We start from the raw sequence: 26,341 nt of genomic DNA on the forward strand, positions 1-26,341 counted from the left end.
AGGAAGGACGACGCGATGACGCACGCCGTCACCGTCAGCGAACTCGTCAAGCGCTACCACCCGCACGCCCCGGCGGCCGTGGACGGCCTGAGCTTCACCGTCGAGCGGGGCGAGGTCTTCGGCCTGCTCGGCCCGAACGGGGCCGGGAAGTCCACCACCGTCGGCGTGCTGACCACCCGGATCCGCCCGACCTCCGGTCGGTGCCTGGTCCTCGGCACCGACGTGGTGGCCCGGCCGGCCGCCGCCAAGCGGCTGCTCGCCGTCGTACCGCAGCGGCAGAACCTGGACCGTTCCCTCGACGTGCGGCAGAACCTGCTCTTCCACGCGCGCTACCACGGCGTCGGCCGGGACGAACGGACCGGCCGCGCCGAGGAGTTGCTCGACCTGATGGGGCTCACCGAGCAGGCCGGCCAGCGGGTCGAGCGGCTCTCCGGCGGCCAGGCGCAGCGGGTCGTCATCGCGCGGGCCCTGATGCACGCGCCCGAGGTGCTGTTCCTGGACGAGCCGTCGACCGGCCTGGACCCGCAGTCCCGGCTGTTCCTGCACGAGCGCATCCGCGACCTGCGCGAGCGCGGCGTCACCGTGGTGCTCACCACCCACGACATGGACGAGGCCGAGAGCCTGTCCGACCGGATCGGCATCGTCGACCACGGCCGGCTGCTCGCCCTGGACACCCCGCGGGCACTGACCGGGGCCCTCCCGGGCGGCACCACCGTCACCGCGCAGGTCCGCGGCGAGCAGGTGCCGAGCGCCGGGATCCTGGAGGCGCTGACCGGGCTGCCCGGCGCCGACGGCGTCGAGCACGACGCGCCGCAGGGGAGCGGCGGCAGCCGGTACTTCCGGGTGCGGACCGAGAAGGACCCGTCGGCCCTGCTGCCGGACGTGCTGCGCGCGGTCGCCGACCGGGGGGCCGAGCTGGTCGACCTGTCGATCGCCCGGCCGAGCCTCCAGGACGTGTTCATCAGCCTGACCGGAAGGGAACTGCGGTGACCACTGCGACCGAAGGCGCCGACCGGCTTCCCCGGGACGGCGTCGGTCCCGTGACGCGGACCTTCCTGGCGGTGCTCTGGCGCGACGTCTACACCACCACCCGCCGACCGACCGCCTTCCTGCTCCAGGTGATCGTCCAGCCGCTGCTGCTGTTCTTCGTCTTCGGCAAGGTGCTCGGCGAAGCCGGTTACACCAAGGGCGACTTCGGGGCGACGCTGCTGCCCGGGGTGATGGCGCTCAACGCGCTGCTCGTCGCCCTGGAGAACACCGCGATGCCGCTGATCATGGACTTCTCGTGGTCCGGCGAGATCGAGGACCGGCTGCTCGCACCGATCCCGGGAGAGCTGGTCGCGGTCGCCAAGCTGGCCTACGGCACGCTGTGCGGACTGTTCGCCGGACTGGTCATGGCGCCGGTCGGGTTCCTGGTGCTGGGCACCACCGGCTGGCCGCCCACGAGGTGGCCGGGGGTGCTGCTGGTCCTGGTCCTCGGCGCGGCGACCGGTGCCGCCCTCGGCCTGGCGCTCGGCACGGTCGTGTCGCCGGACCGCATCGGCGTCACCTTCGCGATCGTCCTCGCCCCGCTGACGTTCACCGGGTCCGTCCAGTACTCCTGGTCCTCCCTCGACCAGCTGAGGTGGTTCCAGGTGGTCTCCGCGCTCAACCCGCTGACCTACGTCAGCGAGGGCCTACGGGCCGCGGCCCAGGCCGGACCCCCGTCGGCGATCCCGCTGTGGACGGACCTGGCGGTGCTGCTGCTCGCCCTGGCGGTCACCGTGGCGGTCGGGATCAGGGGATTCATGGCCCGGGCGCTCGGCTGAGGCGGCCCGGGGTAGGAAACCAGATGGCAACCAAGGAGGATGACGGATGAACAGGAACCTCAGGGCCGCCGCGCCGATGGTCTACGCGGCGCTCGTGGTCGGCGGCTTCATGATCAGCTCCCCGATCGGCGTCGGCGTCTGCGTGGTGGGCGGGATGCTGCTCGGCGCCCTGTACGTGACCACCAACGGTGGTGGCCGCGACCGGAGGCGTGACCGGAGGGACGACGACCGGTAGGGGCACGGCCGGAACCGCGTCCGCCACCGGTGGCGGACGCCGGTCAGAGCCAGCCGCGGGTGCGCGCGATCTTGGCCGCGTCGGTCCGGTTGCGCGCGCCCAACTTGGCCATCGCACTGGACAGGTAGTTGCGGACGGTCCCCTCGGCCAGGCACAGGCGCGCCGCGATCGCGGCGTTGCCGGCCCCGTCCGCGACCGCCCGCAGCAGCTCCCGCTCCCGCTCCGTCAGCGGATCGGCGGCGTCCCACGCGGCCACCGCCAACTCCGGCGCGACCACCCGCTCGCCCGCGTGCACCCGGCGCAGCGCGGCCGCCAGCTCACCGATCGGCGCGTCCTTGAGCAGGTACCCGGACACCCCGGCGTCCACCGCGCGCCGCAGGTAGCCGCTGCGCGCGAAGGTGGTCACGATCAGCACCCGGGTCGGGTCGCCCAGGCGGTTCAGCTCCACGGCCAGGTCCAGACCGGTGCGGCCGGGCATCTCGATGTCGGTCACCAGCACGTCCGGCCGGTGCTCGCGCACCGCGGCCAGCGCGTCGTCGCCGTTGGTCGCCGTCGCCACCACGGTGATGTCCGCCTGGAGGTCCAGCAGGGACGCGAACGCGCCCAGCACCATGCCCTGGTCCTCGGCCAGCACCACCCGGATCATCCGTTCACCGCCACCGGCACCGTGATGACCAGCGTCGTACCGGCCGAGCCGGAGCGCTGCACCGCGCCGCCGAGTTTCGCGATCCGCTCCCGGAGCCCGGTCAACCCGGTGCCCTCCGGGGCGTCGCCGCCGATGCCGTCGTCCGCGATCACCAAGCGCACCCGTTCCTCGTCCGTGTCCAGTCCGATGCGGCAGGTGGCGGCCCGCGCGTGCCGGGCCACGTTCGTCACCGCCTCCCGGAGTGCCAGCCCCAGTTCGTGGTCGGTCGCCGCGAGCAGGGCCGGTTCCTCGGCACAGCGCACCCGCAAGGTCACCCCGGTCCCGGCCAGCGTACGCCGTGCCACCTCCAGCTCCGCGCGGACGGTGGTCCGCCGCCAACCGGTGACGGTACTGCGCACCGCGGCCAGCGCCTCCCGGGCGTTGCGCTCGATCTCCTCGGCCTCGGCGCGCGCCCGTTGCGGGTCGGCGAGCACCAGCTCCTTGGTCAGCTGCGCGCGCATCACCACCGCGGTCAGCGAGTGCCCGAGCAGGTCGTGGAGGTCGCGCGCGATCCGTTCGCGTTCCGCCAGCGTGGCGAGCAGTTCCACCTGCGAGGTGCGCAGCCGCTGGTTCTCCGCCTCCTGCCGCCGGTCGCGCTGTCGGAGTTCGAGCAGCCCGACCACCCAGATCATCACGAGCGCCGACGCGAAGCCCAACAGCCGGTAGGGGAGCGGCACCTGCGACAGCAGCGCGGTGCCGCAGTCCAGCACGGTCAGGCCGGCGAACCACCGCCGGGCGACGGGCCAGGGCAGCGCGTTGCCCGCGGCCGCCGCCGCGTAGATGAACAGCACGCTCGCGGCGGCGTTGAACGGCGTGGCCAGCGCGCCCAGCACGGCCATCGGCACCACGGAGGCCCAGACACTCCACGCCGACCGCCCGCGCAGCAGGGCCAAGGCGTACAGCAGCACCGTGGCCGCGCACACCGTGATCGCCAGCGGCCACTCCCACCGGTCCGGCGCCGGCGAGAAGTACGGCTGCGCCGGCATGAACAGCAGGTAGCCGAGGTAGACCCACTCCCAGGTCCGCAGCCGTTCGGCCACGGACCGGGAGGCGGCGCCGTCGAAGTCGCTCACCGCCGCCTCAGATCCGCGCGTGCCGGTAGGAGCGCGCCGCCGCACCCGCCGCCACCGCCGTGGTGACCAGCAGGGCGAGCACGTGGATCAGCGCGGTGCCGTCACCGAGTTGGGCGAGCCCGAGCTGGGCGAGGTGGTAGGTGGGCAGGAACTCGGCGATCTGCCGCACGACCGAGGGCAGCAGCCGGATCGGGATCCACAGCCCGGACAGCACCGCCAGCGGGAACAGCACCGCGTTGAGCAGCGCGACCGCCGCCCCCGGGCGGAACCGGAAGCCGACCGCCACGCTGAACAGCGTGAACGGGACGGTGCCCAGCAGCAGTACCACCGCCACCCGCAGCAGCGCCCAGGGCGAGGCGTGCAGCGTGCCGAAGGCTGCGGCCGCCACCCCCATCAGCGCCAGCACGCCCACCCCGTAGAGCAGCGCGGCGGTGGCCTTGGCGGCCAGGCTGATCCAGACCGGGACCGCGGAGACCCGTTTCATCCGCAGCCAGCCGAGGTCCCGGTCCTGGGCGACCCCGACCCCGGGTTGCAGGGAGGCGACGGTGATCACGCCGTAGGTGCCGAAGGTGGCCACCATCGCCGTACCGGCCGAGAGGCCCTGCACGGCGCCCTGCCCGTACAGCAGGTTGAACAGGACGAAGAAGCCGACCGGCATCAGGATGCCGAAGAACAACGAGGTGGGCTCCCGCACGATCGACCGGAGTTCGTCCCTCAACTCGGACCGGAAGACCCGCCCCAGTACCACGTTCACGCCGCCGCCCTGCCTTCCCGAGTACGTTCCGAGGCGTCATCACGGCCGTCGGTGAGTGCGACCACGGCCTCCGCCAGGCCGGCGTCCTGCACGCGCAGCTCCGACAGCTCCGGGTCGAGATCCAGCAGCACGCGCAACAGGTCCTCCGGCGAGCGGGTCTGGATCGTCACCAGCGCGTGCTCCCGGCCGACCCGGAGCACGCCCGGCAGCCGCTCCAGCTGCTCCTGGTCGAGGCCGGTCCGGACGGTCACCGTACGGTCCGGCAGTCGGGCCACCAGCTCCTGCGGCGGCGCGTCCGCCAGGATCCGGCCGCGGTCGAGCACCACCACCCGGTCCGCCAGGGCCGCGGACTCCTCGATCAGGTGGGTGGTCACCAGCACCGCGGCGCCCTGCGCCCGGCGCTCCGCCAGGACCTCCCAGAAGTGCCGCCGGGCCCGGGTGTCCAGACCGACCGTCGGTTCGTCCAGTACCAGCAGCGCCGGCTCGGTGACCAGCGCCATCGCCAGCTGGACCCGCTGCCGCTGGCCGCCGGAGAGTTTGGAGACCCGCCGGCGCGCCAGCTCGGTCAGCCCGAGCTCCGCCAGGGCCGGACCGGCGGCCGTCGCCCGCAGCCCGCCGCGGACGGCGGCACCGCGCACCAGCTCGTCCACGGTCAGCGTGTTCGGGAACCCCAGGGTCTGCTGCGCCACGCCCAGACGGCGGCGGGTCGCCGCGCGGCGCGGGTCACCGCCCATGATCCGCACCGTCCCTTGCTGCGGCGCGAGCAGGCCGACCGTGAGTGCCACCAGGGTCGACTTCCCGGCGCCGTTGGGGCCGAGCAGTGCGACGCACTCGCCCGGACCGACCCGCAGGTCCACGCCGTCCAGCGCGAGCGTCTCTCCGTACCGGTACCGCAGCCCTTCGGCCGTCAGCACCGCCTGTGTCGTTGCCATGGTCACCAGACTCCCGTCCGGTGACCGCGCGCGGCAGTGCCGTCGTGTCACCGGCCCGAGATGACGAAAGTCATCCCTGCGCGCCGGAGCTTTCCCGGGCGGGAGGGATCGGGGGTGCTCGCACTATAGCGGGGGCACGTGAACCGGCGAGCGGGCCGATCACGGATTCCGGCTCCCGGGGAGGCGTACGGGGCAGTGGGGCCGGACCGGCCGGGCGCACCAGGCCGCCCGTCCGGTCCGTGGGCGGGCCCGCTCCGCCGTGATGGCCGCCGACCGGGCCCGAAGGCTCAGGCGCACCAGAACAGGACCGGCTTGCAGGACGGTGTCGGCGTGGAGGTCGGCGTCGGCGTGGGCGCGGTCGGGCCGGGCGCGGGCCGGGTGGGCGGCGCCGCGGTGGGCTGCGCGGGCTGGGGTGCGGACGGCTCGACCGGGGCCGCCGGGCGGGACGGGGCGGCGGTCGTCCGCGACGCGCCGGGCCGGGTGGCGGTGACCGACGGCTGCGCCGGGGAGCTCGCCCTGCTCGGCTCCGCCGACGCCGTCGGGGGAGCGCTGACGGTCCCTCGGGTGGACGGCGCGACCACCGACGCGGACGCCGTCGTACCGCCCGGGGGGAGCGGAACCGCAGAGCCGTCGCCCTCGCCGAAGGCGACCACCGCGGTGGCCAGTCCGCCCGCCGCCGCGCCGAGCGCGACCAGGCCGACCAGGGCGCCGCGCCGCCGGCTCGTCCGCCGCCGGGCCCTCCGGGGTGCGGGGGCCGCGGTGGGCGCGGCCGGGACCGGGCGTTCGGGCTCCTGCTGGGGGAGCGCCTCCTGCGGTCGCCCGCAGCCTGGGCAGGAGAGCGCGCCGTTGAGGTGTCGTTGGCAGAGCGTGCAGTAACTCATTCGATCTTCCGTAGGTGCCCGCGTGCCGTGCCGGGTGTCTGCGGAGCCTACGCAGGTCGGCCCCGCTCGCGACACCGGTCCGGCGCGGGGCTTCTGCGGAGATCGCGTGGGGTTCGCGTGAGCACGAACCGGTCACCCCGCGGCGGTGCGGCCACGGGTCACGGCCTTCGGCTGCGCACTCCCACGTGCGGCCCGAGGCCTCCCCGGCCTTCCGCCGGGAGCGCCCCAACGCCGCTCCGTCCGATGGGAGTTCGAAGGCGGACGACCCTAGTGTCGGAGGTTCGGCGGGGGCGGGGGAAGGGTGTCGGCCCCCGGCGCCGGTTCCGGCCAGACCAGCAGGACGGGACAGGGGGCGTGGTCGACGACGAAGCGGGTGGCGGGCCCGAGGCTGTGGGGCCCCAGCCGGGTGCGGTCGCCGTCCCGGGCCAGGACCAGCAGTTCGGCCCCCTCCGCCGCGGCGACGACCTCGCGCTCGGTACGGCCGCTGCGCTCCACCCGGGTGCAGGGCCGTCCGAGCCGGTCGGCGGCGGCGTCCAGGAGGTGCCGCCCCGAGGCGGCGGCGAGGCGTTCCACCTGGTCGCCGGGGTCGCGCTCGCGGTGGCCGCGCCCCAGCAGGCCGGCGAAGGCGCCGTGGGCGACGCCGGGGACGTCCTGGCCGCTGACGTGCAGCAGGACGAGCTCGGCGTCCTGCGGCGCGTGGACGCGGGCGGCGTCGACGCAGGCGGGCCAGGTGCCTTCGGCGATCCAGACGACGACGGTCACGGTGTCGGCCTCCTCGTGCTCAGACTCCGATGATCTGCAGGGACCCCCACAGTGCCACCACGGACAGCGTCAGGGCGGCGGGGACGACGAGCAGCCCGAGCCGGGTGAACTCGCCCAGGCCGATCTCGGTGTCGTGCTCGCGGACGATCCGCCGCCACAGCAGGGTGGCCAGCGAGCCCGCGTAGGTGAGGTTGGGGCCGATGTTCACCCCCAGCAGCACGGCCAGCACGGCGCCGGAGCCGGAGGGGACGGCCAGCGGGAGCAGCACCAGGGTGGCGGGCAGGTTGTTGATGACGTTCGCCAGGACGGCCGCCAGCGCCGCGACCCCCAGCAGGGCGGGCAGTGAGGTGCCGGCCGGGACGAGGTGTCCGAGCGCGGAGGCCAGCCCGTTGTCGACCACCGCCCGGACCACGATGCCGAGCGCGAGGACGAAGGCCAGGAACGGCACGGCGGCCGAGCGGACGATCGCCGCCGGGGAGGTACGGCGCCGGGCGAGCGCCCGGACGGCCAGCACCAGGGCACCGGCCGCGGCCGCCCAGGCCGGATCGATGCCGACGACCGAGGTCAGCACGAAGCCGGCCAGTGTGCCCGCCACGGTGAGCAGGGCGAACAGCGGCATCTGCGGTGCCGCCACCTCGGTGTCGGGTGCGGTGCCCGTCTCCAGGTCGGTGGCGAAGAAGCGGCGCAGCACCACGTACTCGACGGCGATCGCCGCCAGCCAGGGCAGCGCCATCAGGGCGGCGAAGCGGGTGAAGCTGAGTCCGCTGGCGGTGAGGGCCAGCAGATTGGTGAGGTTGGAGACCGGCAGCAGCAGCGAGGCGGTGTTGGACAGGTGGGTGCAGGCGTACAGGTGCGGCTTGGGGCGGGCGCCGAGCCGGGCGGCGGTGGCGAACACCACCGGCGTCAGCAGCACCACGGTGGCGTCCAGGCTGAGCACCGCCGTGACCACCGACGCGACGACGAACACCTGCGCCAGCAGCCGGCGCGGACTCCCGGCCGCGGTGCGGGCCATCCACGCCCCGCAGGCGCGGAACAGCCCCTCGTCGTCGCACAGCTTCGCCAGCACCAGCACAGCCGCGAGGAACCCGATCACCGGCCCGAGCCGCTCCGCCTCGGCCACCGCGTGCGCCCACGGGATCGCCCCGGTGGCGACCACCAGCCCCGCCGCCGGCACCGCGACCACCGCCTCCGGCCACCCCCACGGCCGGGCCACCGCACCGACCAGCACCAGGACCAGCAGGCCGACGGACAGCGCTTCGGCGAACGACGTACTCAGGGTCCTGCTCCTCGCGGGCGGCGGTGACGACGGCACCCATCGAACCAGAGCCCCCCGGACCGCGGCACCTCAGGAGGGGCGGGGGAGCCGAACCGGGGCCGGTCGGCCTCCCGGCCCGTCAGTCCCGCTCCTGGCCGGAGGAGGTGGGCGCGGTCGGCAACGGATCCGGCCAGACGCCCCGCTCGGACAGGTGGAGGACGAGGGCGGCGATGTTCCAGGCGTCGTCCTCGCCGCGGTGGTGACGGCCTTCGAGCCGCCGCCCGGCGAGCTCCAGGGCCTGCGCCATGCCGGGGCGCTTGCGCAGGCCGTACGCCTCGGTGAAGACGATCTTGGCGTTGGTGTGGCTCCGGCCGAAGGGATAGGGCGTCCGGGTGGTCAGGCACTGCCGGGTGAACTGGTTGCGGTCGTAGTCGCCCCAACTGGCCCACGGGCGGGACCCGGCCTGGTGTTCGGTCGCCAGCAGCCGGCACGCCTCGGCGAAGTCGACCCCGCTGTCCACCTCCTGCTGGGTGAGGCCGGTCAGCTCCGTGCAGAACTCGCTGACCGTGGACCGGGCGGGGCGTACCAGGATCCGGTGCCGGGAGAGGCGTTCCGCGGTGGCCAGGTCGACGACGGTCAGCCCGATCTCGATGATCTCGCTGACCGCGCCCGCCGGTTGGCCGCGGGCCCAGCAGGTGGCTTCGACGTCCACGACGTTCAGGAGCCGCTCGGCCCCGGTGCTGTCCATGGCGGGAAGCGTAGGGACGAGGGGTGGCCGGGGCACCTGGATTTTTCCTGCTGTCCTGGTCGTGGGCCCCAGCGGAGATCAGGCCCGGGCGAGCGCTTCGTTCGGGCGGCCCGCCTCGATGGCCGGGGCCTCGACGGCCGGGGCCTGGGCGGCCCAGCGGCGGGCGAGGACGGCGCAGACCATCAGTTGCAGCTGGTGGAAGAGCATCAGCGGCAGCACCATCAGTCCGGCGGCGGCGCCGGGGAAGAGGACGGCGGCCATCGGGACGCCGCTGGCCAGGCTCTTCTTGGAGCCGCAGAAGACGATCGCGATCAGGTCGCCCCGGTCGAAGCCGAGGCGGCGGCCGCCCAGCAGGGTGACGGTCAGGACCAGGGCCAGCAGCGCGGACTCGACCGCCAGCAGGGCGGCCAGCCGGGGCAGGGAGAGCGTGGCCCACATCCCGCCGACGACGGCGGCGCCGAAGGCGCTGTAGACGACCAGCAGGATCGAGCCGCGGTCCACCAGGGAGAGGACGGAGCGGTGGCGGGCCGTCCAGGGGGCGATCCAGCGGCGCAGCACCTGGCCGGCGGCGAAGGGCAGCAGGAGCTGTTCGGCGATCTCCAGCACGGTGCCCGGCGAGATGCCGCCCCTGGTGTGCAGGAGGGCGGCGGCGAGCAGCGGGGTCAGGAGGATGCCGAAGAGGCTGGAGAAGGTCGCGCTGCAGACCGCGGCGGCGGTGTTGCCGCGGGCGATGGAGGTGAAGGCGATCGAGGACTGCACGGTGGAGGGCAGCAGGGTCAGGAACAGCAGGCCCTGGTAGAGCTCGGGTGGCAGGACGCTCGGTACCAGCAGGTGGGCGGCTGTTCCGAGCAGGGGGAAGAGGACGAAGGTGACGGCGAGCACGGTGGTGTGCAGTCGCCACTGCTTGAGTCCGTTCCAGGCCTCGCGGGCGGAGAGCCGGGTGCCGTAGAGGAAGAACAGCACGGCGACCCCGGCGGTGGCCGCGTCCGAGACGACCGGTGCGGCGGCGCCGCGGGCGGGGAGCAGGGCGGCGACCAGCACGGTGCCGAGCAGGGAGGCGATGAACGGGTCGATCCGCAGGCGGGAGCGGAGGAGGCGGAGCGGGGTGTTCGGGCGGATCGGGGTCTTCGGGCGGGGCATGGTTCTCCGCGCTGGTGGTTCGGCTGGGACGGCCTCAGCCTGCCGTCCGTTCGGGTGAGTGGGAATCCCGCTGGCCGCACTCACTGTCATCATGATTCGTGATATCAGCGGATAGGCTGGCCAGATGTTCGATCCGGTGCAGTTGAGGTCCTTCCTCGCGGTGGCCCAGACCGGCGGCTTCACCCGCGCCGCCCAACGGCTGGGGCTACGGCAGTCGACGGTCAGCCAGCACGTGCGGCGGCTGGAGGAGGCCGCCGGCCGGCGGTTCTTCCTGCGCGACACCCACTCCGTGCAGCTCACCGGCGAGGGCGAGGAGATGCTCGGCTTCGCCCGGACGATCCTGGAGGCGCACGAGCAGGCACTCGACCACTTCGCGCGGACGCAGGTGCGCGGGCGGGTGCGCTTCGGCGCCTCGGAGGACTTCGTCCACACCGAACTGCCGCAGATCCTGCGGGGCTTCCGGCGGCGCAACCCCCAGGTCGACCTCGAACTCACCGTCGGACTCAGCGCCGTGCTCTACGAGCAGCTGGCCGACGGGCGGCTCGACCTGGTCCTCGGCAAGCGCCCGCCGGGCGGCGACGCCCAGGGCCAACTGGTCTGGCAGGACCGGCTGGTGTGGGCCGCGGCGGAGGACTTCCGGTTGGACCACCCGGCGCAGCCGCTGCCGCTCATCGTCTACCCGCCGCCCAGCATCACCCGGGCCCGCGCCCTGGAGGCCTGCGAACGCGACGGCCGCCCCTGGCGGATCGCCTGCACCAGCACCAGCCTCTCCGGAGTCCGGGCCGCCGCGCTGGCCGGCCTCGGCGTGGTGCCGCACGCCCGCAGCCTGATCCCGTCGGGCCTGCGGCCGCTGCCCGACCAACCGGGCCTGCCGGACCTGGGCACCACCGACTTCGCCCTCACCACCGGGCGCACCACCGCCCGCGGCCCGGCCCGGGCGCTGGCCCGGGCCGTCCTCGCGGACGCCTTCCGGCTGCACCGCGCCCCCACGGCGGGGGAGGCACCGGCTGCTGGGGAAACCCGCTGGTGAGGGGCGTTCGGAGCAACGTAGACTCCCGTGCTCGTGACCGAGACCTCCGCCGCCGCTTCGATACCCGGCCCCGCTGACGTACCGCCCGGCCGGGCCGACGTGCCGCCCGCCGCGCCGCCGGCGGACGGGCTGCCGGCGGACGGGCTGCCGACCGCCGATGCCGAGCTCGTCGCCGCGGCCGTGTCCGCCGCCGGGCGCGGCATGGTCGGGCGGGAGACGGTGGCCGAGGTGGTGGCGCTGTGCGCCGTCGCCGGGGAGCACCTGCTGGTGGTCGGCGCGCCCGGGACGGCCAAGTCGGAGGCGGTCCGGCGGGTCGCGGCGCAGCTCGGCGGGCGGTACTTCGAGTACCTGCTCGGCCGCTTCACCGAGCCCAACGAACTGTTCGGACCGGTCGACCTGCGCCGCCTGCGGGAGGGCCGGGTCGAGTTCGAGACCGCCGGGATGCTGCCCGAGGCCGAGATCGCCTTCCTGGACGAGGTCTTCCTCGGCTCCACCGCCGTCCTGAACACCCTGCTCGGCCTGCTCAACGAGCGGGTCTTCCGGCGCGGTGGCACCGTGCTCGCCAGTCCGCTGCGGATCTGCGTCGGCGCGGCCAACCACCTGCCCGAGGACCCGGCGCTGGCCGCCTTCGCGGACCGGTTCCTCGCCCGGGTCTTCGTCGAACCCGTCGCCGACGGCCGGCTGGAGGAACTCCTGGAGGCCGGCCGCCGCCCGGCCGCGCCCGCCGTCACCGGCGACCTGCTCGGCGCCCTCGACCGGCTGACCGCAGCCGCCCGCCGCTGCGACCTCGACGCCGTCACCCCGCTGCTGGCCACCGCGCTGCGCCGACTGCGCTCGGCCGGTGTCCCGGTCAGCGACCGGCGGGCCGTGCGCTCGCAGAACCTGGTCGCCGCGGCCGCCGTCCTGGACGGCCGCACCGCCGCCTCCGCCCGCGACCTCTGGGTGCTCCCGCTGATCGCCCCCACCGCCGACACCCAGGCGCTCGCCCGCGAGGCCCTCGCCGACCTGATCGACCGGGCCGCCAACCGCAGCCTGGCGCACACCGCGGAGGAACTCTCCCGCAGCACCGCGGCCCGCGCCGAGCGCCTGCTGCGGACGGGCACCGCGCTGCTCGCCGAACACGGCGGGCTGTCGGACGGCCAGGACTCCCGGCTGCGGCTGGAGGCCGTGCTGCGCGAGATCGACGCCGGGTTCGACCCGGCGGACCTGCCGGCGCCGCTGACCGGGCTCCGGGCCGGGCTGGTCGCGGCGGTCACGTCGGGCGTGGCGGGCGTGGCGGGCCCGGCGGGTGCGGTCGTCACGGCGGGCGTGGCCGTCACGGCAGGCGCGGCGGTCGCCCCCTCGTGACCGGTGCCCCGCTCCGCTGGGAGCGCCGTGAACCACCGCTCGAACCGGTCGCCGTCCTCGCCCTCGGCGCTGCCGTCCCCGCCCTCGCGACCGCGACGCGCGCCCGGCTGACAGCTGGGCACCGGCTCGCCGTGGCAGCCGACGGGACGGCGCTGCTGGTCCTCGGCGAGGCGCCGGACCTGCCCTGGGCCGACGGCGCCCGCTACCTGGGCGAGGACGACGGCGTGCTGGTCCCGACCACGGCCCGCCCGCAGCCCGGCGCGGCCCTGTGGCGGGTGGCGCTCGGGGCGGCGGACGGGCAGCTGTGCGTCCTCGTCCCCGGCCACGCGCTGGTCGGCGACCGGCCGGCGCCCGTCCGGGACCCGGCGGACCTGGACCGCTTCGTGGAGCCCGGCACCGTGGAGCCCGGCAACGGAGAACCGGGCAAGGGAGAACCGGGCAACGGGGAGCCGGGCAGCGAGGAGTCGGGCAGCGAGGAGTCGGGAGGGCAGGCCCCGCGCAGCGGCGCGGAACGAGTGAACGAGCAGTGAGGGCCTGGACGGTGGAGCCGTACGAGGTGGAGCGGAGCGTTAGCGTGACCAGCGGGGCGACGGTCGAGGACCTGGACGGGCGGGCGGCGGTGCCGGACGAACCGGCGCTCGGCCGGGTCGAGGGGCAGAGCGTGCGGCCGGCGCGGGTGCGTCGATCGTGACCGCCGCGCTCGCGCCCTGGGCCGGGACGCTGTCCGCGCTCACCCCCGAACTCGCCACCGCGCTGGGCCCCTTGCTGCGCCGCCTGGACGACCTGATCGGCGCGCAGGAGCCCGTCGCCGGATCCGAGGGCGAGCCGGACGGCTACGGCGGCCTGGCCCGCGGCCGACGGCCGGAGCGGCTGCTGCCCGCCGAGTGGCTGCTCGCCGAGGAGTACCCGGAGGAGTTCCTGCGCCGCTGGAGCGAGGGTGAACTCCTGGAACTGGAAACCGAGTTGCGCACCCCCGAGAGCCGCGGCCAGGTGGTCGTGCTGGTGGACGCCGGACCGGCCCAGGCGGGCGCGGCGCGGCTGGTCCAGCTGGCCGCGCTGCTCGTGCTGCACCGCCGGGCGGCGGCCCGGGGCAGCGAACTGCTGGTCGGCGTCCTGGGGGACCCGCCCGGGCGGCTGATCGGCGGCGACCTCGCCGAACTGCTGCCGCGCTGGCTCAAGGCCCGGCAGCACACCGACCCCGAACCCGAGGACGTCCGGTACGCGGAGCGGGCGCTGGACCCGGCCGCGCAGTGCTGGCTGCTCACCTCGCCCCGGCTGGCGGCCCGGCTGCCCGCCCGGCGGCGCACGGTGGCGAGCGAGGAGGCGGGCTGGAGCGCGAAGGGCGCCGCCGGAGTGACGGTCCGGGTGGACGGCGGGTCGGCCGTCGAGCTGCCGCTGCCCCCGGCGCGCGTCGCGGTCCGGGCCCTGCGTGGCCGCGGCTTCCGGGCCTCCGCCCAGCTCGACGCCCAACTGCCCGCCGTCGGCGGGGCGCTGCCCGCGTTCACCACCGGCGCTGCCACCCTGCTGGCCCGGGGCCGGCACAGCGATGTGCTGATCGCCCTGGCGCTGTCGAGCGCAGGAGCCCCCGACGGTGCCACGCGCCCGCGCCGCCACGAGCTGTTCGGCCCGGTGATCGCGGCCGCGCGCACCAGCGGGCGGCTGCTGGTGCTGTGCGTGCGCAACGACCGGCTGGAACTCCACGTCAGCGGACGGGCGTTGAGCGACTCCGACGGCTACCGGATCAAGTCGGCGGCCGTCGGCCTGCCGGAGATCGGCTCCCCGGAGTTCGCCGAGCTGATGGCCCGGCCGGTGCTGCCGCTGCTGCGCGAGGGCGACGCCCTGGTGCTGCCGGTGGCCGGCCGCTGGCGCCGGATCGAGCGCGGCGGGCGGGTGTCGGAGGTCGGACCGGTCGTCTCCACCGCGGGCGGCCACCCGTTCCGGTTCGCGCGGGAGCCCCGGCTGTCGCCCGTCCGGCTGCCCGCCGATGCGGCCGGGGCGCCGCACCTGGTGCACGGCGGCGGCTCCGTCGGCTGGTCGGCGGACGGGCGGACCTGGGAGGTCCGCCCGGGCCGGGGGGAGCAGCGCCGGATCCTCCTCGGGGAGGGGGAGAGTGAGGTGATCGGACTGGTCGAGGACGGCTTCGAACCCGTCCTGATCACCTGCACCCGGGCCGCGGGGCTGGTCCGCGCCGTCCGGGCCGACGCGGTCCGCACGCTCACCGCGCTCTCCGGCGGTACGACCGCCCCCGCCGTCCACCCCCGATTGCCGCTGATCGCCGCCGAACCCCGCCCGGGCCGGGTGGTGGTGGCGGACGCGACCGACGGGCGCACCCACGCCGTGATCAGGAGCACCGACTGATGAGCAGTTCCACGACCGGCGGCCGGGTGGCGAGCAGCGCGGTGACGGGCGGCCCCGCGACGGGCAGCGCCGCGACGGGTAGCCCCGCGACGGGCAGTACCGCGACGGGCGGCCCGGTCGTCGACGCGGCCGGGTTCCTCCTCGATGTGCCGCTGATCGGCGTCGCCGAGGCGTCCGAACGCGTCCTCGCGCACTGGCGGTTCGGCGCCCGGCTGAGTGAACTGTCGGACGGGCGCTGGCTGTTGCAGCTGCCCAAGCCGGTGCGGACCCGCACCGAACGGGCTCCCGGCGCGCCGCTGCACGCCGTCGGCGGGGCGCTGGCGACGAGTCCGGGGCAGACCGGCCGGTCCGGTGAACTGGTGCTCACCAGAGGTGGTCTGACGGAGCGTCTGACGATCGCGGAGCTGCCGGACGTGGACCCCTCGGACTGGCTGGACCTGGGCGGGCTCACCCTCCACCGGCTGGGCCCGGTCGGCAGCCCCGTCGAGGCCGAACCGGTCGGGACGGAGCTGCCGCGCCCGGCCGCCGTGGACCTGCGCGCCGCGGCCGGCGTCCCCGGGCGCAGCCGGCGGGCGGGGCGGCTGCTGGCCGGTCCGCGTCCGGGCGCCGCGAAGGCGCGCCGGATCTCCGGGGTCGTGACCGGCCTGGTGTTCGCGCTGGGTCTGTCCTTCCTGGCCTCGGTCGTGGCGACGGGGGTGCCCAAGGGGCCCGTGATCGTCCTTCCGGTGACGATCGGCGCGATCGCCGGACTGACGTACCGCCGCCGTTCCCGGGCCCGTCCGGCCGGGCGGACCGCCGCGCCCGGCCGACCCGGCCGGCCCGGCACCCGTGCCGCGGCGACGCGTGGCACCGTCGACGGACGGGCGTGGTGGGCGTCCGTCGTACCGTTCGCGCTGTGCCTGCTGCTCGGCGTCCTCGCCCTGGTGGCCGGCAGCCTCGGCGGCGGGCTCCTGCTGACGCTCCTCGGGGCACTCGGCAGCGCCCTGCTGGTGCTGCCGAGGATCCCGGCCTTCGCCGAACGCGTCCGCGCCGCCCAGGGGGCGGCGGCGGAGAGCGCCGGAGGCGGCGGTGCGCCCGGAACGGCCCCGGCCGCCCCCGCCCGGCGGCGTCCGCCCCGGCGCCCGGGCAGCCAGTGGCTGGCCCGGCTCGCCCTGCGCAGCCCCGCCGGGGCGCTCTTCCGGGAGCGCCACGCCCGCTACCTGCACCAGCTCTCCCGGTCCTTCCGGCAGCGCCGGTGGGAGGACGCCCTGCGCGACGCGATCCAGCTCTCCGGCGGCGCCGACGCGGGCCCGGAGCGGGGTCTGCTGACCCTGCGCCTGCCCGAGCGCTTCACGGGCGCCCTGCGGCCCAGCCCCCGGGAGCGCGGCGGGGCGCCGATGGCGACGCCGCTCAGCGGGCCGACCGTCCACGAGTACCTGACCGGCCTCTACCAGGAAGCCGCCGAGGCCCTGGAACGGGACGGGCGGATCGACGAGGCCGCGTACCTGCTCGCCGACCTGATGGCCGCGCCCGCCGAGGCCGTCGCCCTGCTGGACCGGCACGGCCGCACCGCCCATGCCGCCGAACTCGCCGAAGGGCGCGGCCTGGCCGCGGAACTGGTGGTCCGGCTGCACTGGCGTGCCGGGAACCGGGACCGGGCCGTGCGGATCGCCCACCGGCGCGGTGCCTTCGCCACCGCCGTCGAACGGCTCACCGCCACCGACCCGGCGGCCGCCCGGGACCTGCGCGCCGCCTGGGTGGACCACCGCCGCCGGGCCGGGGACCGGCTGGGCGCGGTCGAGGCGGCCTGGCCGGACGAGACCTTGCGCCCGGGCGTGCTGCCGGACCTCCGGGAGGCCGCCGAACTCGGCGGCGCGGCCCGGGGAAGGGCGCTGGTCCACCTGCTCGCGCTCGGCGAGGACGCCGCGGAGCCGGTCCGCCGCCTGCTCGTCGGGGCTGGGCCAGGAGCCACCGAGCCCGGCGCCACCGAGCAGGGCGCCGCCGTCGCCGCCCTCGCCGAACTGCGCTGCGCCGACCCGGCCCTCGACCGCGAGCTCGCCACCCTCGCCGTACGCTCCCTGGTGCGCACCGGCGGACTGTCCGGCCAAGCCGCCGTACGCTCCGAAAGCACCCTCCACAACCGGCTGTTGAAGCGCGCCGACCCGCTGGCCGCCGCCGACCTGCCGAAGCCCCGGCGGACCGGACCCGGCCGCGGCGGGGCGCTCGCCGTCACCGCCGCCGACCGCCCCGGCACCCTGCCCGTCCTGGACGCGGCCCGGCTGGACTCCGGCCTGGTGCTGGTGGCCTGCGGCCAGGCCGGCGTACGGCTGCTCGGCCCGGACGGCCGCACCCGCGCCCGCTGGGACGTGCCCGCCGAGCAGCTGGTGGTCGCCGACCACGGCGGCACCGCGCTGCTGGTCGCCCGCTACGGGGCGGTCCGCGAACTGTTCCGGCTCGACCTCGCCACCCGCCGGGTCGAGCGGTGGACGGCCCTGCGGGTGCGCGCGATCGTCCCCTCCTACGACGGCCGCCACCTGCTCACCGTCGACCAGGACGGCATCGCCGTGCTCGACACCGACGCCACCCGCCCGACCGTCGTCCACCGCGAACTCGGCAACGACCAGCAGGCGGTGGGCCGGATCGCCCGCACCCCCGCGAGCTGCGCCGTGGTCGTCCACACCCGGGCCGGCGGCCACACCGCCGAACTCACCGAACTGTGGCGCTGGGACCAGCCCGGCTGGGAGCTGCGCGCCCGCACGGCGGTCGACCTGGACGACGCCGACGACCGGGTGGCGCTCGCCGACGGACGGCTGCTGACCGCCCGGCCGGGCGAAGCCCCCGGGACGACGGTGCTCAGCTGGACCGGCCGGGGCAGCGCCGAGCGGACCGTCACCGGCCCCCCGGTGGCGCTCGGCGCCGACGGCGCCCACTGGGCGTTCACCGAGCGCTCCGAGGACGGCCTGCGGGCCACCGTCGGGGGCACCTCCGGGACCGCCTTCACCGCCCTGCTGCCCGGGGCGACGACCGACCCCACGCTCCGGCTGCGCGCCCACGCCGGGGCGGTGACCTGCTGGCACCGCGGCGGGCGGGTGTTCGCGGTGCGCGCGGACGGCACGGAGCTGCTGGCCAACCTGCGGGTCACGGCCGGCTGACGGTGATGGTTCGGATGGCGTTCGAGGAGGTGGGCCGGTGTCCTGGCCGGTGGTGATCGTTCTCGTCCCGGCGGAGCGGCGTCCGGAACTGGAGTCGCGCTTCCGCGCGCTCGGCCCGTTCTGGCACTGGCCGACGCCGCAGGACGACCAAGTGCAATGGGGAGGCGGCGCGTACTCCCTCGACCTGTCGGGGGAGGTGCTGCGCGACTACGAGCCGGAACACCTGGACGAGGTCACGGCCCGGATCGGGGAGCCGTACGCCGTTCGCGTGGCGAGCGAGTCGATGGACGCGGCCCGGGCCCTGCTGCGGCACGTCCTGCCCGGCCTCGCCGCGATCGTCGACACCGACCACTGGGAGCTCATCCCCTCTGACGACTTCCTCGGCCTGCTCGCCCGTCACCCCGGGTGGGACTGGCGCCGCGTCCCGAGCACGGAACTGCCCGGCGGGCCGGGGCCGTCGGGCGGGTCCGGGTCCGGGTACAGATAGGCGTCCAGCCGGGCCGCGGCGGTGAGCATCGCCCGGCCCCGGGTGGTGAGGCGCTGCTGCCAGTGGTCCAGCGCCGCGGCCAGGGAGTCGGTGCCGCCCGCCGTGCGGACCTGCCGCACGACGGTGGTGATGTGGGCCAGCGGGTGGCCGCCGCGGCGCAGCAGGTGGGTCAGTTCGGCGTCGCGGACGTCCTCGGGGCGGTAGGAGCGGTGTCCGCCGGGGCGGTCGCGGGCCGGGGTGAGGATGCCGGCCGTCTCCCAGGTGCGCAGGGTGGCGGGGGTGAGGCCGAGCCGGTGGGCGAGTTCGCCGATGCTGAGCGGGCCGGGGACGGCCGTCGCGGCCCGGGTGGCCGGGCGCGCCGAGGTGAGGTCCTCGACCGCGCGGCGGACGGTGGCGAGGGTCTCCCGGTCGCGCAGCAGCTGGGCGTGGCCCCGGTCGAGCGCCGTCAGGGCCTCGTCCGGACGGTCGGCGTTGACGGCGGACATCACCAGGGCCGCCGTCGCGTGCCCGAAGGCCGTGACGAGGGCGAGGAAGGCCCGCAGCGCGGCGGCGTGGCGCTCGGTGTAGATCCGGTAGCCGGTGGGGGTGCGCTCGGCGGGCGGCAGGAAGCCGTCGCGCTCGTAGTTGCGCACGGCCTGGGTCGAGAGGCCGTGCTCGCGGGCGAGGTCGGCAGGGCGCAGGGCGGTGACCTCCTGGTTTGAGACTTCTCATCGAAAATGCGGGGCCGAGACGCGGAAAGTCTCAACCGAGCTTTCAAGGATACGCTTGAGGTTCATGAGCCAGGACATCGGAGACTTCCGCACCCCTTCCTGCGAACTGCTGGCGCTCGGCGAGCCGACGCACCAGGAACCGGCCTTCGGGCTGGTCCGCAACCGGCTGTTCGCCCGACTCGTGGCCCAGGGCTTCCGCTCGATCGCCCTGGAGACCGACCGGGTGGCCGCACTGGCGGTGGACGACCACGTCCGGCACGGCGTGGGCACCCTCGACGCGGTGCTCGCCGAAGGCTTCACCCACGGCTTCGGTGCCCACCCCGCGAACCGCGAACTCGTCGCCTGGATGCGCGAGTTCAACCGCGACCGGGAGGCCGGGGAGCAAGTGGCGTGCCACGGCTTCGACCTCCCCACCGAGAACACCACGGCGCCCAGCCCGCGCCGCTACCTCGAACACGCCCGTGACTTCCTCCGGCTCGACCTGGACGTCGCCGCGCTGACGGGGGAGGACGAGCGCTGGGAACGCGAGGAGGCGATCCTCGACGCCGCCGCGTCACCCGGAGCCACCCCCGAGGCCGAACGGCTGCGCCGTACCGCCGACGACCTGCTCAACCAACTCTACGTACGCGCACCGGACTTGATCGCCGCGACCTCGCACGCCGAGTGGCTCCGGGCCGGTGTCCGGCTGCGGGCCGGGATCGGACTGCTGCGCTACCACGCCCAGGCGGCCGTCCAGGGCCTGGGGGCGAGCGCCCGGATCTCCGGCCTGATCCGGATGCGCGACGCCCTGATGGCGCAGAACCTGCTCGACATCCGCGCCGTCGAGGCCCGGCGCGGGCCGACCCTGGTGTTCGCCCACAACCGGCACCTCCAGCGCAACCCCAGCGCCTGGTCCCAGGGGGAGCTGGACTGCGGTTGGAACGGCGCCGGCCACATCGTCGGCTCGCTGCTGGGCGAGCGCTACGCCTTCGTCGCGGGGAGCCTCGGGCGCAGCGAGGCGATCGGCCTCGGCGAGCCGCCGGCCGGGACGTACGAGGCACGGCTCCCGTCCGGCCCCGGCGGCTGGCGGTTGACCGCCCCGCCGCTCCCGGGCACGGCCCGCACCCGGACCGACACCACCCCGCGCCAGGGCTACTTCCCGCTCGACCCGGAGACCCTCGACGGCGCCGCCGCGCTGCTCCACATCGCCGACGGCGCGGCGGCGGCCGGGTAGCGGCTCCTCACGGCCCCGGTCCGCTGCCGGTGGAGGGGCGGGCGGAGCACCTGCTCCTGGTGGCGTACGGGCGGCGGCTCCCGGCGGGCCTGCTGACCGGAGCCGACGCGGGGCGCTTCACGGACCGGGCCGGCAGTTTACGCCGGCCGGCCCGGCCCCGCGCCGGGTGGCGCCTCGCTGCGGCGCCCGGGATCAGAGCGAGTCGCAGTACCGCGCGAACGCGGCCCGGGTCCCGGTGCCGGCGTCGCCGTCGATGGCGCCGGTGTAGCCCCAGTTGCTCTTCAACCAGCGCTGCAGCGCCTCCACCGTGTGGGTCCCGACGATGCCGTCGATGGCGTCGGTGTAGCCCCAGTCGGCGCGCAGGAACCGCTGCATGGCCTGCCAGCTGCCGGTGCCGAGCTGGCCGTCGATCGCGCCGGTGTAGCCCCAGTACTGCTTGAGCGGGGCCTGGAGCTTGGCGGCCTGCGAGGTGCTCAGCCCGAGGTTGACGACCGCCGCCAGCCCGGCGGGCCCGGATTCCGCCGCCTGCTGGACGCCGGTCGGCGTCGCCGCGACGGCGGCACCGGCACCGGCCAGGCCGCCGACGGCGATGCAGGCCACGGCCGTGGCACCGACGACCGCCTTCACCAGAACGTTCGAGCGCATGTGCAGCCCCCTTCGGGACACCCGCGGGACGGGTGACTTGTCTGGACACCGTCACTCTGGCACGGGTGCCGCCGCCCACGAACCGAACCGGGCCGGATGGCCGGTACTGCGCCCACACTGGCCGACCGGCGGAGCTTCGAATCCGAACCTCCGCCTCCACCGGCGGCCCGGGCCGGCCCACCCGTGCCGGCCCGGCGGGGTTCCGCCGGGCCGGCACGGGTTCGGGTGGACCGGTCACACCCCGCCGACGGCGGGGTACTCGGCGTGCGGGTCGGCGGCGATCCGTCGGAGGGCCTCGAGGACCAGCTCGCCGAGCTGTGCACCGGTGCCGGCCAGGGGGCTGTCCACGCCCACGGTGACGGACAGGGCACGCTCCCCGGTGTGCGGGGAGCGGGTGAGCTCCAGCATCAGCGGGAAGCTGTGCCGGTCGGAGAACCACCAGTCGCCGGTGCGGATCCGGGCGAGCGCGTCGAGGTCGTCGAAGGCGTGGAAGTCGGTGTAGTTGAAGGCCACTTCGAACAGGCGGTGGTCGCGCCCGACCAGCTGCTGCATGGCGGCGAGCGGGTACCGCCGGTGCGGTTGCCGCTCCCGCTCGGCGTCGAAGGCGGTCCGGGCGAGGTCGGCCCAGCGGCCACCGTCGACCCGGACGTGCACCGGCACCATGTTGAGCAGCAGACCCAGGACGAGGTCCCCGCCCTCCTGCTCCATCCGGCCGTTGACCTGCATCGCGCCGACGGTGTCGGCACGGCCGGTGAGCCGGCCCAGTGCCCAGGCGTGGGCGGCATAGTAGACGCTCTTCACCGGGATGCCCAACTCGCCTGCGACCCTGTCGAGTTCGGCGTCCAGCTCGGCCGGGAGCGGCGCGTGGAAGGCGAACTCGTCGGTGGTCCCGCCGCCGGGCAGGACCGGCAGGTCGGCGGCCGGCGCGGTGGCCGAGAGCAGTTCGGCCCAGTAGTCCCGGGCCGCCGGATCGGCGAGGGCGGACTGCTCGGCGGCGACGAAGTCGCGGTACCTGGTGCGCGGCAGGTCGGGCAGGGCGGCGTCGGTCGCGCCGAGCCGCGCGTCGTAGGCCAGCAGGAGTTCCGTCATCAGCCTGGCGAGGCTCCACCCGTCGAGGATGGAGTGGTGGACCGCCAAGGACAGTTGGAAGGCCTGCGGGCCGTCGTGCAGGACGGCGCAGCGCACCAGCGGCGGCTCGTCGAGGGAGAACGGATCCGCCTTCTCCCGTTCCCACCAGGCGTGCAGCAGGGCCTCGCGCTCCTTGTCGCCCAGCTCCGTGCCGTGCCGGCGGTCCTCGACCGTGAGCGGGACGAGGGCCTGCCGGTGCACGAGCTGCATCGGCTCGCGGAACAGGCCGAGGTGGAACGAGGTCCGCAGGATCTCGTGCCGTCGGCCCAGGTCGGCGAGCGCGGTCTCCAGCGCGGGCCGGTCGAAGACACCGTCCACCCGGACGCTGATCAGGTCGTGGTACAGGCCCGACTCCTCGTCGTCCGCGAGCTCGCACTCGTACACGATGGCCAGCTGCATCGCCGCGGTCGGGTAGGCGTCCGTCACGTCGTCGGGCAGCGAGTCCGGGGCGAGGTCGGCCAGGGTGGTGGAGAGCGGCGCCGGTTCGACCGGTTCCTCGGCAGTGGCGGTGAGGTCGCAGTGGCGGGCCAGATCGGCGACCGTGGGGTTGCGGAAGATGCTCTCGATGGTCACCGGCAGTCCGGCCGCCCGCGCGGCCACGCCGAGCCGGATGGCGATGATGGAGTCACCGCCGACGGCGAAGAAGTTGGCGTGCACGTCGGGCTCGTCGCCGCGCAGCACCGTGTGCCAGACCTCGGCGAGCCGGCGCTCCGTCTCGGTCCGCGGAGCGGTGCGGGCGGCCAGGGGGGCGTGGGTTCCCGGTGCGGCCTCCGCCGCCTCGGTGCCGGGCACCGGCAGCTGGGCCTTGTCGAGCTTTCCGTTGGCGGTGAGCGGCAGAGCGGTAAGCCGGACGAAGGCCGCCGGGAGCATGTGCGCCGGCAGCCGCTGCGCCAGCGCGGAGCGGACGGACTCCGCGTCGAGCGGTCGGCCGGGGGCGGGCACCAGGTAGCCGACCAGCCGCGGCACACCAGGGGTGTCCTCACGCAGCACGCAGGCGGCGCTGCGCACCCCGGGCTGGTCGAGCAGTGCGCGCTCGATCTCGCCGAGTTCGATCCGGAAGCCGTGCAGCTTGACCTGCTGGTCGGCCCGGCCCCGGTACTCGAGTTCGCCGTCCGGCAGGCGGACGGCGAGGTCGCCGGAGCGGTAGAGCCGCTCGCCCGGGCCGCCGAACGGGTCCTGGACGAAGCGCTCGTCGGTCAGCTCGGGGCGGTTGAGGTAGCCGCGGGCCACACCCGGGCCGCCGATGTACATCTCGCCCTCGGAGCCGGGCGGTACCTCGGCCAACTGCTCGTCCAGGACGTGCACCCGCAGGTCGCCGATCGGGCGGCCGATCGGACTGGTCGAGCCGGTGAGGTCGGCGATACCGATCGGGCGGACGGTCACGTGGACGGTGGTCTCGGTGATCCCGTACATGTTGACCAGGCGTGGACGGGCGGTGCCGTAGCCGCCGGCCCAGCCGCGCAGCATCGCCGGGTCGAGCGCCTCGCCGCCGAAGACGACCGTGCGCAGGGCGAGCGGCGGGAACCCGGCGTCCTCGGCGACGGCGGCCAGGTGCCGGAAGGCTGTCGGAGTCTGGTTGAGGACGGTCACCTGCTCGGTGCGCAGGAGCTCCAGGAAGACCATCGGGTCACGGCTGGCGAGGTAGGGGACGAGGACGAGGCGGCCGCCGTACAGCAGCGGCCCCCAGAGTTCCCAGACCGAGAAGTCGAAGGCGATCGAGTGGAACAAGGTCCAGACGTCGTCGGCGCCGAAGCCGAAATCCGCCGTGGTGGCGGTGAAGAGCCTGGTCACGTTGGCGTGGGTGACGATGACGCCCTTGGGCTTGCCGGTCGAGCCGGAGGTGTAGATCACGTAGGCGACGTTGCCCGGGCCCACCTCGGACCGCGGCGGTCGTACGGCCTCGTCGTCACCGGACTCCTCGTCGTGAGGGGTGTCGAGCCGGACGAGGGTGCGCTCCGCGGAGCCGAGCAGCGGCCCGCAGGACTCGGCGTCGCCGACGAGGAGGCGGCAGCCCGCGTCGGTGAGGGTGGCGTCGAGCCGGGCAGCCGGGTGGCGCGGGTCGAGCGGCAGGTAGCCGGCGCCGGACTTGAGGATGGCCAGCAGGCCGACCACCAGGTCGACGGTGCGCTCGGCGCACAGGCCGACGAGCTGTTCGACATCGGCGCCGTGCCGGCGGAGGCGGTGCGCCAGCCGGTTGGCGGCCCGGTCGAGCTCGGCGTAGCTGAGCCGACGGGTGCCGTCGGTGACGGCGATCGCGTCCGGGTGGCGGGCGGCCACCTCGGCGAAGGCCTCGTGCAGGCAGAGGCCCTGCCAGTCGGGCGCGTCGTTCGGCGTCGCGGCCGCGGCCGAGGACTGCGCGGGAACGGCGGACCGGTTCGGCCCCGTCGCGTGGTCGGGCCGGTCGAGGGCCGAGGCGAGCAGCTCCACGTACCGGTCGAGCAGGGCCTTGGTCCGCTGCTCGGTGAACAGGTCGGTGCTGTATTCGGCGCTCAGCACGAACTCCTCGCCGTCCTCGTGGACTTCGAGGGTCAGGTCGAACTTGGCGGTGCCGTTGTCCACGGTCCGCGGCCGCGCGGTCAGGCCGGCCAGTCCGGCGTGCGGGCGCAGCGGCCCCTGGTAGGCGAGGGCGACCTGGGCCAGCGGGGTGCGGGAGAGGTCACCGGCCGGAGCGAACTCGGTGGCCAGCCGCTCGAAGGGCACGTACTGGTGCTCGACGGCGTCGAGCGCCGAGCCGTGGGCTTCCTTCACGGCGTCCCGGAAGCTGCCGCCGTCCGGCCGCAGCCGGACCGGCACGGTGTTGGTGAAGAACCCGACGACGTCCTCCAGCGCGGGCTCCGGCCGGCCGTCCGTCGGGGAGGCGACCAGGACGTCCCGGCGGCCGGTCTGTTCGCCCAGCAGCAGGCCGTACGCGGCGAGGCAGACCGCGTACGGGGTGGTGCGGGTGGCGGCGGCGAGCTCGCGGGCCGCCGTCAGCAGGGCGGCGCCGGTGCGCAGGGTGACCCGGCGGCCACGGTGGCTGCGGACCTCGGGGCGCGGGTGGTCAGCGGGGAGGTCGAGGGTGGTGGGGGCGTCCTGGAGGTAGGCGCGCCAGGGGGCGAGCCGGGCGTCGGCGTCCGGCGCGGCCGCGAGCTCCTGCTGCCAGTGGGCGAAGTCCCGGTAGGACAGCGCCGGCTCGGGCGGGGTTTCGTCCGGGCCGCCGGTGTGCCGCCGGTAGGCGCGGGCGAGGTCGCGGTCGATGACGTCCAGGGTCCGACCGTCGGCGATCAGGTGGGGGAGGACGAGCACCAGCAGGTGTTCGTCCTCGCCCAGCCGGAACAGGGCCGGCCGCGGCAGCGGCTCCCGGCCGAGGTCGATGTGTTCGGCGGCCAGTTGCGCCGCCCGGTCCAGGGCCTCCTGCTCGGGGGCCTGGTGCCCGCTCAGGTCGGTGGTGCGCAGCGGTGCGACGGCGTCGTGCACCCGGGTGCCCAGCTCGCCGCCGACGAGGTGGAAGGTGGTGCGCAGCTGCTCGTGTCGGCGGGCCACCGACGCCCAGGCGGCCTCCAGCGCCGACCGGTCGAGCGGACCGTGCAGCCGGGTGGCCGCCGCCACGTTGTAGGAGACGCCGGCGGCGGGGCTGAGGTGGTCGAGGAACCAGAGTCGGCGCTGGCCGAGCGAGTGTGCGGGGCCTTCGCCCGGTGCCCGGCGCACCGGAGGCAGGGCGGCCGCCCGGGCCGGGGAGCCGTCCGAGCGGTGGCGCAGCCGCTGGTCGAGCAGTCGGGCCAGGCCGGCGACGGTCCGGGCCTCGAAGAGGTCCCGTACGGTGAGGTCGGCGCCGTGGCGCCCGCGGATCCTGGCGGCGACCCGCGCCGCGTGCAGGGAGTTCCCGCCGAGCTCGGTGAAGTCCACGGCGGGGTCGACGGCCGCCACCCCGAATATTTCGGCCCACAGCCGGGCCAGCTCGTGTTGGAGGCCGTCGGGGGACGTCGGTGCGAGGTCCGGTCCCGTGGTCGTCCCGGGGTCGGTGGTCATGTGCTGGCGCT

The 26,341-nt window shown here is 75.6% G+C and carries 22 protein-coding genes; 11 read left to right on the forward strand and 11 right to left on the reverse strand.

Annotated features, from left to right (window positions below; translation table 11 throughout):
• Positions 1-15: 15 nt before the first annotated feature.
• From ACFC1T_RS22055 to ACFC1T_RS22065, 3 genes are read left to right on the forward strand one after another with little or no spacing between them, the layout of a single operon-like run.
• On the forward strand, positions 16-990 hold the full coding sequence (locus ACFC1T_RS22055; RefSeq protein WP_375891049.1) for an ATP-binding cassette domain-containing protein: 975 nt from the start codon (positions 16-18) through the stop codon (positions 988-990).
• Positions 987-1,808: an ABC transporter permease gene (locus ACFC1T_RS22060; RefSeq protein ID WP_375891051.1), complete on the forward strand. Its 822-nt coding sequence runs from the start codon at positions 987-989 to the stop codon at positions 1,806-1,808. The genes ACFC1T_RS22055 and ACFC1T_RS22060 overlap by 4 nt, the downstream gene beginning before the upstream one ends.
• A 46-nt stretch (positions 1,809-1,854) precedes the next feature.
• Complete coding sequence (locus ACFC1T_RS22065; RefSeq protein WP_375891053.1) at positions 1,855-2,043, forward strand: hypothetical protein; 189 nt, start codon at positions 1,855-1,857, stop codon at positions 2,041-2,043.
• A gap of 43 nt (positions 2,044-2,086) precedes the next feature.
• Here ACFC1T_RS22065 and ACFC1T_RS22070 read toward each other — a convergent pair whose 3' ends face one another.
• From ACFC1T_RS22070 to ACFC1T_RS22085, 4 genes are read right to left on the reverse strand one after another with little or no spacing between them, the layout of a single operon-like run.
• Positions 2,087-2,689, reverse strand: coding sequence for a response regulator transcription factor (locus ACFC1T_RS22070; protein ID WP_375891055.1), 603 nt, complete (start codon positions 2,687-2,689; stop codon positions 2,087-2,089).
• Positions 2,686-3,801 (reverse strand): sensor histidine kinase, encoded by a 1,116-nt coding sequence (locus tag ACFC1T_RS22075; RefSeq protein WP_375891057.1) that lies wholly within the window; start codon positions 3,799-3,801, stop codon positions 2,686-2,688. Before ACFC1T_RS22075 ends, ACFC1T_RS22070 begins: the two co-directional genes overlap by 4 nt.
• A gap of 7 nt (positions 3,802-3,808) precedes the next feature.
• Complete coding sequence (locus ACFC1T_RS22080) at positions 3,809-4,555, reverse strand: ABC transporter permease (protein ID WP_375891059.1); 747 nt, start codon at positions 4,553-4,555, stop codon at positions 3,809-3,811.
• A complete protein-coding gene (locus ACFC1T_RS22085) occupies positions 4,552-5,487 on the reverse strand; it encodes an ABC transporter ATP-binding protein (RefSeq protein ID WP_375891060.1) in 936 nt (311 codons plus the stop codon). The genes ACFC1T_RS22080 and ACFC1T_RS22085 overlap by 4 nt, the downstream gene beginning before the upstream one ends.
• A 312-nt stretch (positions 5,488-5,799) precedes the next feature.
• On the opposite strand from ACFC1T_RS22085, the gene ACFC1T_RS22090 reads away from it, so the two are divergent.
• Entirely contained in the window at positions 5,800-6,363 is a 564-nt protein-coding gene (locus ACFC1T_RS22090; RefSeq protein ID WP_375891062.1) for a hypothetical protein, read from the forward strand.
• 272 nt (positions 6,364-6,635) lie between these two features.
• Here the strand turns inward: ACFC1T_RS22090 and ACFC1T_RS22095 are convergent, their stop codons facing one another.
• The 4 genes from ACFC1T_RS22095 to ACFC1T_RS22110 all read right to left on the reverse strand — a co-directional run bounded on the left by ACFC1T_RS22095 (position 6,636) and on the right by ACFC1T_RS22110 (position 10,273).
• Complete coding sequence (locus ACFC1T_RS22095; RefSeq protein WP_375891064.1) at positions 6,636-7,130, reverse strand: universal stress protein; 495 nt, start codon at positions 7,128-7,130, stop codon at positions 6,636-6,638.
• 19 nt (positions 7,131-7,149) lie between these two features.
• Entirely contained in the window at positions 7,150-8,406 is a 1,257-nt protein-coding gene (locus tag ACFC1T_RS22100) for an arsenic transporter (protein ID WP_375891117.1), read from the reverse strand.
• A gap of 118 nt (positions 8,407-8,524) precedes the next feature.
• On the reverse strand, positions 8,525-9,133 hold the full coding sequence (locus ACFC1T_RS22105) for an exonuclease domain-containing protein (RefSeq protein ID WP_375891066.1): 609 nt from the start codon (positions 9,131-9,133) through the stop codon (positions 8,525-8,527).
• Between the two features lie 78 nt (positions 9,134-9,211).
• Positions 9,212-10,273: a bile acid:sodium symporter family protein gene (locus tag ACFC1T_RS22110; protein ID WP_375891067.1), complete on the reverse strand. Its 1,062-nt coding sequence runs from the start codon at positions 10,271-10,273 to the stop codon at positions 9,212-9,214.
• A gap of 124 nt (positions 10,274-10,397) precedes the next feature.
• Here ACFC1T_RS22110 and ACFC1T_RS22115 point away from each other — a divergent pair, with 124 nt between their 5' ends.
• The 6 genes from ACFC1T_RS22115 to ACFC1T_RS22140 all read left to right on the forward strand — a co-directional run bounded on the left by ACFC1T_RS22115 (position 10,398) and on the right by ACFC1T_RS22140 (position 18,626).
• Positions 10,398-11,303: a LysR family transcriptional regulator gene (locus ACFC1T_RS22115; protein WP_375891069.1), complete on the forward strand. Its 906-nt coding sequence runs from the start codon at positions 10,398-10,400 to the stop codon at positions 11,301-11,303.
• A gap of 33 nt (positions 11,304-11,336) precedes the next feature.
• A complete protein-coding gene (locus ACFC1T_RS22120) occupies positions 11,337-12,650 on the forward strand; it encodes an AAA family ATPase (RefSeq protein WP_375891071.1) in 1,314 nt (437 codons plus the stop codon).
• Positions 12,647-13,180, forward strand: a complete 534-nt coding sequence (locus ACFC1T_RS22125; protein ID WP_375891073.1) for a hypothetical protein — start codon at positions 12,647-12,649, stop codon at positions 13,178-13,180. Before ACFC1T_RS22120 ends, ACFC1T_RS22125 begins: the two co-directional genes overlap by 4 nt.
• 157 nt (positions 13,181-13,337) lie before the next feature.
• The gene (locus tag ACFC1T_RS22130; RefSeq protein ID WP_375891075.1) at positions 13,338-15,008 is read left to right on the forward strand and encodes a hypothetical protein; all 1,671 of its coding nucleotides are present in this window, start codon (positions 13,338-13,340) and stop codon (positions 15,006-15,008) included.
• Entirely contained in the window at positions 15,008-18,139 is a 3,132-nt protein-coding gene (locus ACFC1T_RS22135) for a bpX6 domain-containing protein (protein ID WP_375891077.1), read from the forward strand. Before ACFC1T_RS22130 ends, ACFC1T_RS22135 begins: the two co-directional genes overlap by 1 nt.
• A 37-nt stretch (positions 18,140-18,176) precedes the next feature.
• On the forward strand, positions 18,177-18,626 hold the full coding sequence (locus tag ACFC1T_RS22140) for a hypothetical protein (RefSeq protein ID WP_375891079.1): 450 nt from the start codon (positions 18,177-18,179) through the stop codon (positions 18,624-18,626).
• Here the strand turns inward: ACFC1T_RS22140 and ACFC1T_RS22145 are convergent.
• Positions 18,536-19,306 (reverse strand): TioE family transcriptional regulator, encoded by a 771-nt coding sequence (locus ACFC1T_RS22145; protein ID WP_375891119.1) that lies wholly within the window; start codon positions 19,304-19,306, stop codon positions 18,536-18,538. The genes ACFC1T_RS22140 and ACFC1T_RS22145 overlap by 91 nt on opposite strands.
• 94 nt (positions 19,307-19,400) lie before the next feature.
• Here ACFC1T_RS22145 and ACFC1T_RS22150 point away from each other — a divergent pair, with 94 nt between their 5' ends.
• The gene (locus ACFC1T_RS22150) at positions 19,401-20,549 is read left to right on the forward strand and encodes an erythromycin esterase family protein (protein WP_375891081.1); all 1,149 of its coding nucleotides are present in this window, start codon (positions 19,401-19,403) and stop codon (positions 20,547-20,549) included.
• A gap of 192 nt (positions 20,550-20,741) precedes the next feature.
• On the opposite strand, the gene ACFC1T_RS22155 is transcribed toward ACFC1T_RS22150, so the two are convergent.
• Complete coding sequence (locus ACFC1T_RS22155; protein ID WP_375891083.1) at positions 20,742-21,194, reverse strand: peptidoglycan-binding protein; 453 nt, start codon at positions 21,192-21,194, stop codon at positions 20,742-20,744.
• Between the two features lie 234 nt (positions 21,195-21,428).
• The gene (locus ACFC1T_RS22160; RefSeq protein WP_375891084.1) at positions 21,429-26,330 is read right to left on the reverse strand and encodes an amino acid adenylation domain-containing protein; all 4,902 of its coding nucleotides are present in this window, start codon (positions 26,328-26,330) and stop codon (positions 21,429-21,431) included.
• Positions 26,331-26,341 lie beyond the last annotated feature (11 nt).

Origin of the sequence: Kitasatospora sp. NPDC056076, from assembly GCF_042266305.1 — a bacterium.
In the GTDB taxonomy this organism is placed as follows: domain Bacteria; phylum Actinomycetota; class Actinomycetes; order Streptomycetales; family Streptomycetaceae; genus Kitasatospora.

What these genes read in the sequence shown, in the direction of transcription:
- ACFC1T_RS22085 (WP_375891060.1), bottom strand. Translation starts at nt 5,487, where the DNA reads ATGGCAACGACACAGGCGGTGCTGACGGCCGAAGGGCTGCGGTACCGG.
- ACFC1T_RS22115 (WP_375891069.1), top strand. Translation starts at nt 10,398, where the DNA reads ATGTTCGATCCGGTGCAGTTGAGGTCCTTCCTCGCGGTGGCCCAGACC.
- ACFC1T_RS22110 (WP_375891067.1), bottom strand. Translation starts at nt 10,273, where the DNA reads ATGCCCCGCCCGAAGACCCCGATCCGCCCGAACACCCCGCTCCGCCTC.
- ACFC1T_RS22070 (WP_375891055.1), bottom strand. Translation starts at nt 2,689, where the DNA reads ATGATCCGGGTGGTGCTGGCCGAGGACCAGGGCATGGTGCTGGGCGCG.
- ACFC1T_RS22065 (WP_375891053.1), top strand. Translation starts at nt 1,855, where the DNA reads ATGAACAGGAACCTCAGGGCCGCCGCGCCGATGGTCTACGCGGCGCTC.
- ACFC1T_RS22160 (WP_375891084.1), bottom strand. Translation starts at nt 26,330, where the DNA reads ATGACCACCGACCCCGGGACGACCACGGGACCGGACCTCGCACCGACG.
- ACFC1T_RS22105 (WP_375891066.1), bottom strand. Translation starts at nt 9,133, where the DNA reads ATGGACAGCACCGGGGCCGAGCGGCTCCTGAACGTCGTGGACGTCGAA.
- ACFC1T_RS22150 (WP_375891081.1), top strand. Translation starts at nt 19,401, where the DNA reads ATGAGCCAGGACATCGGAGACTTCCGCACCCCTTCCTGCGAACTGCTG.
- ACFC1T_RS22135 (WP_375891077.1), top strand. Translation starts at nt 15,008, where the DNA reads ATGAGCAGTTCCACGACCGGCGGCCGGGTGGCGAGCAGCGCGGTGACG.
- ACFC1T_RS22155 (WP_375891083.1), bottom strand. Translation starts at nt 21,194, where the DNA reads ATGCGCTCGAACGTTCTGGTGAAGGCGGTCGTCGGTGCCACGGCCGTG.
- ACFC1T_RS22055 (WP_375891049.1), top strand. Translation starts at nt 16, where the DNA reads ATGACGCACGCCGTCACCGTCAGCGAACTCGTCAAGCGCTACCACCCG.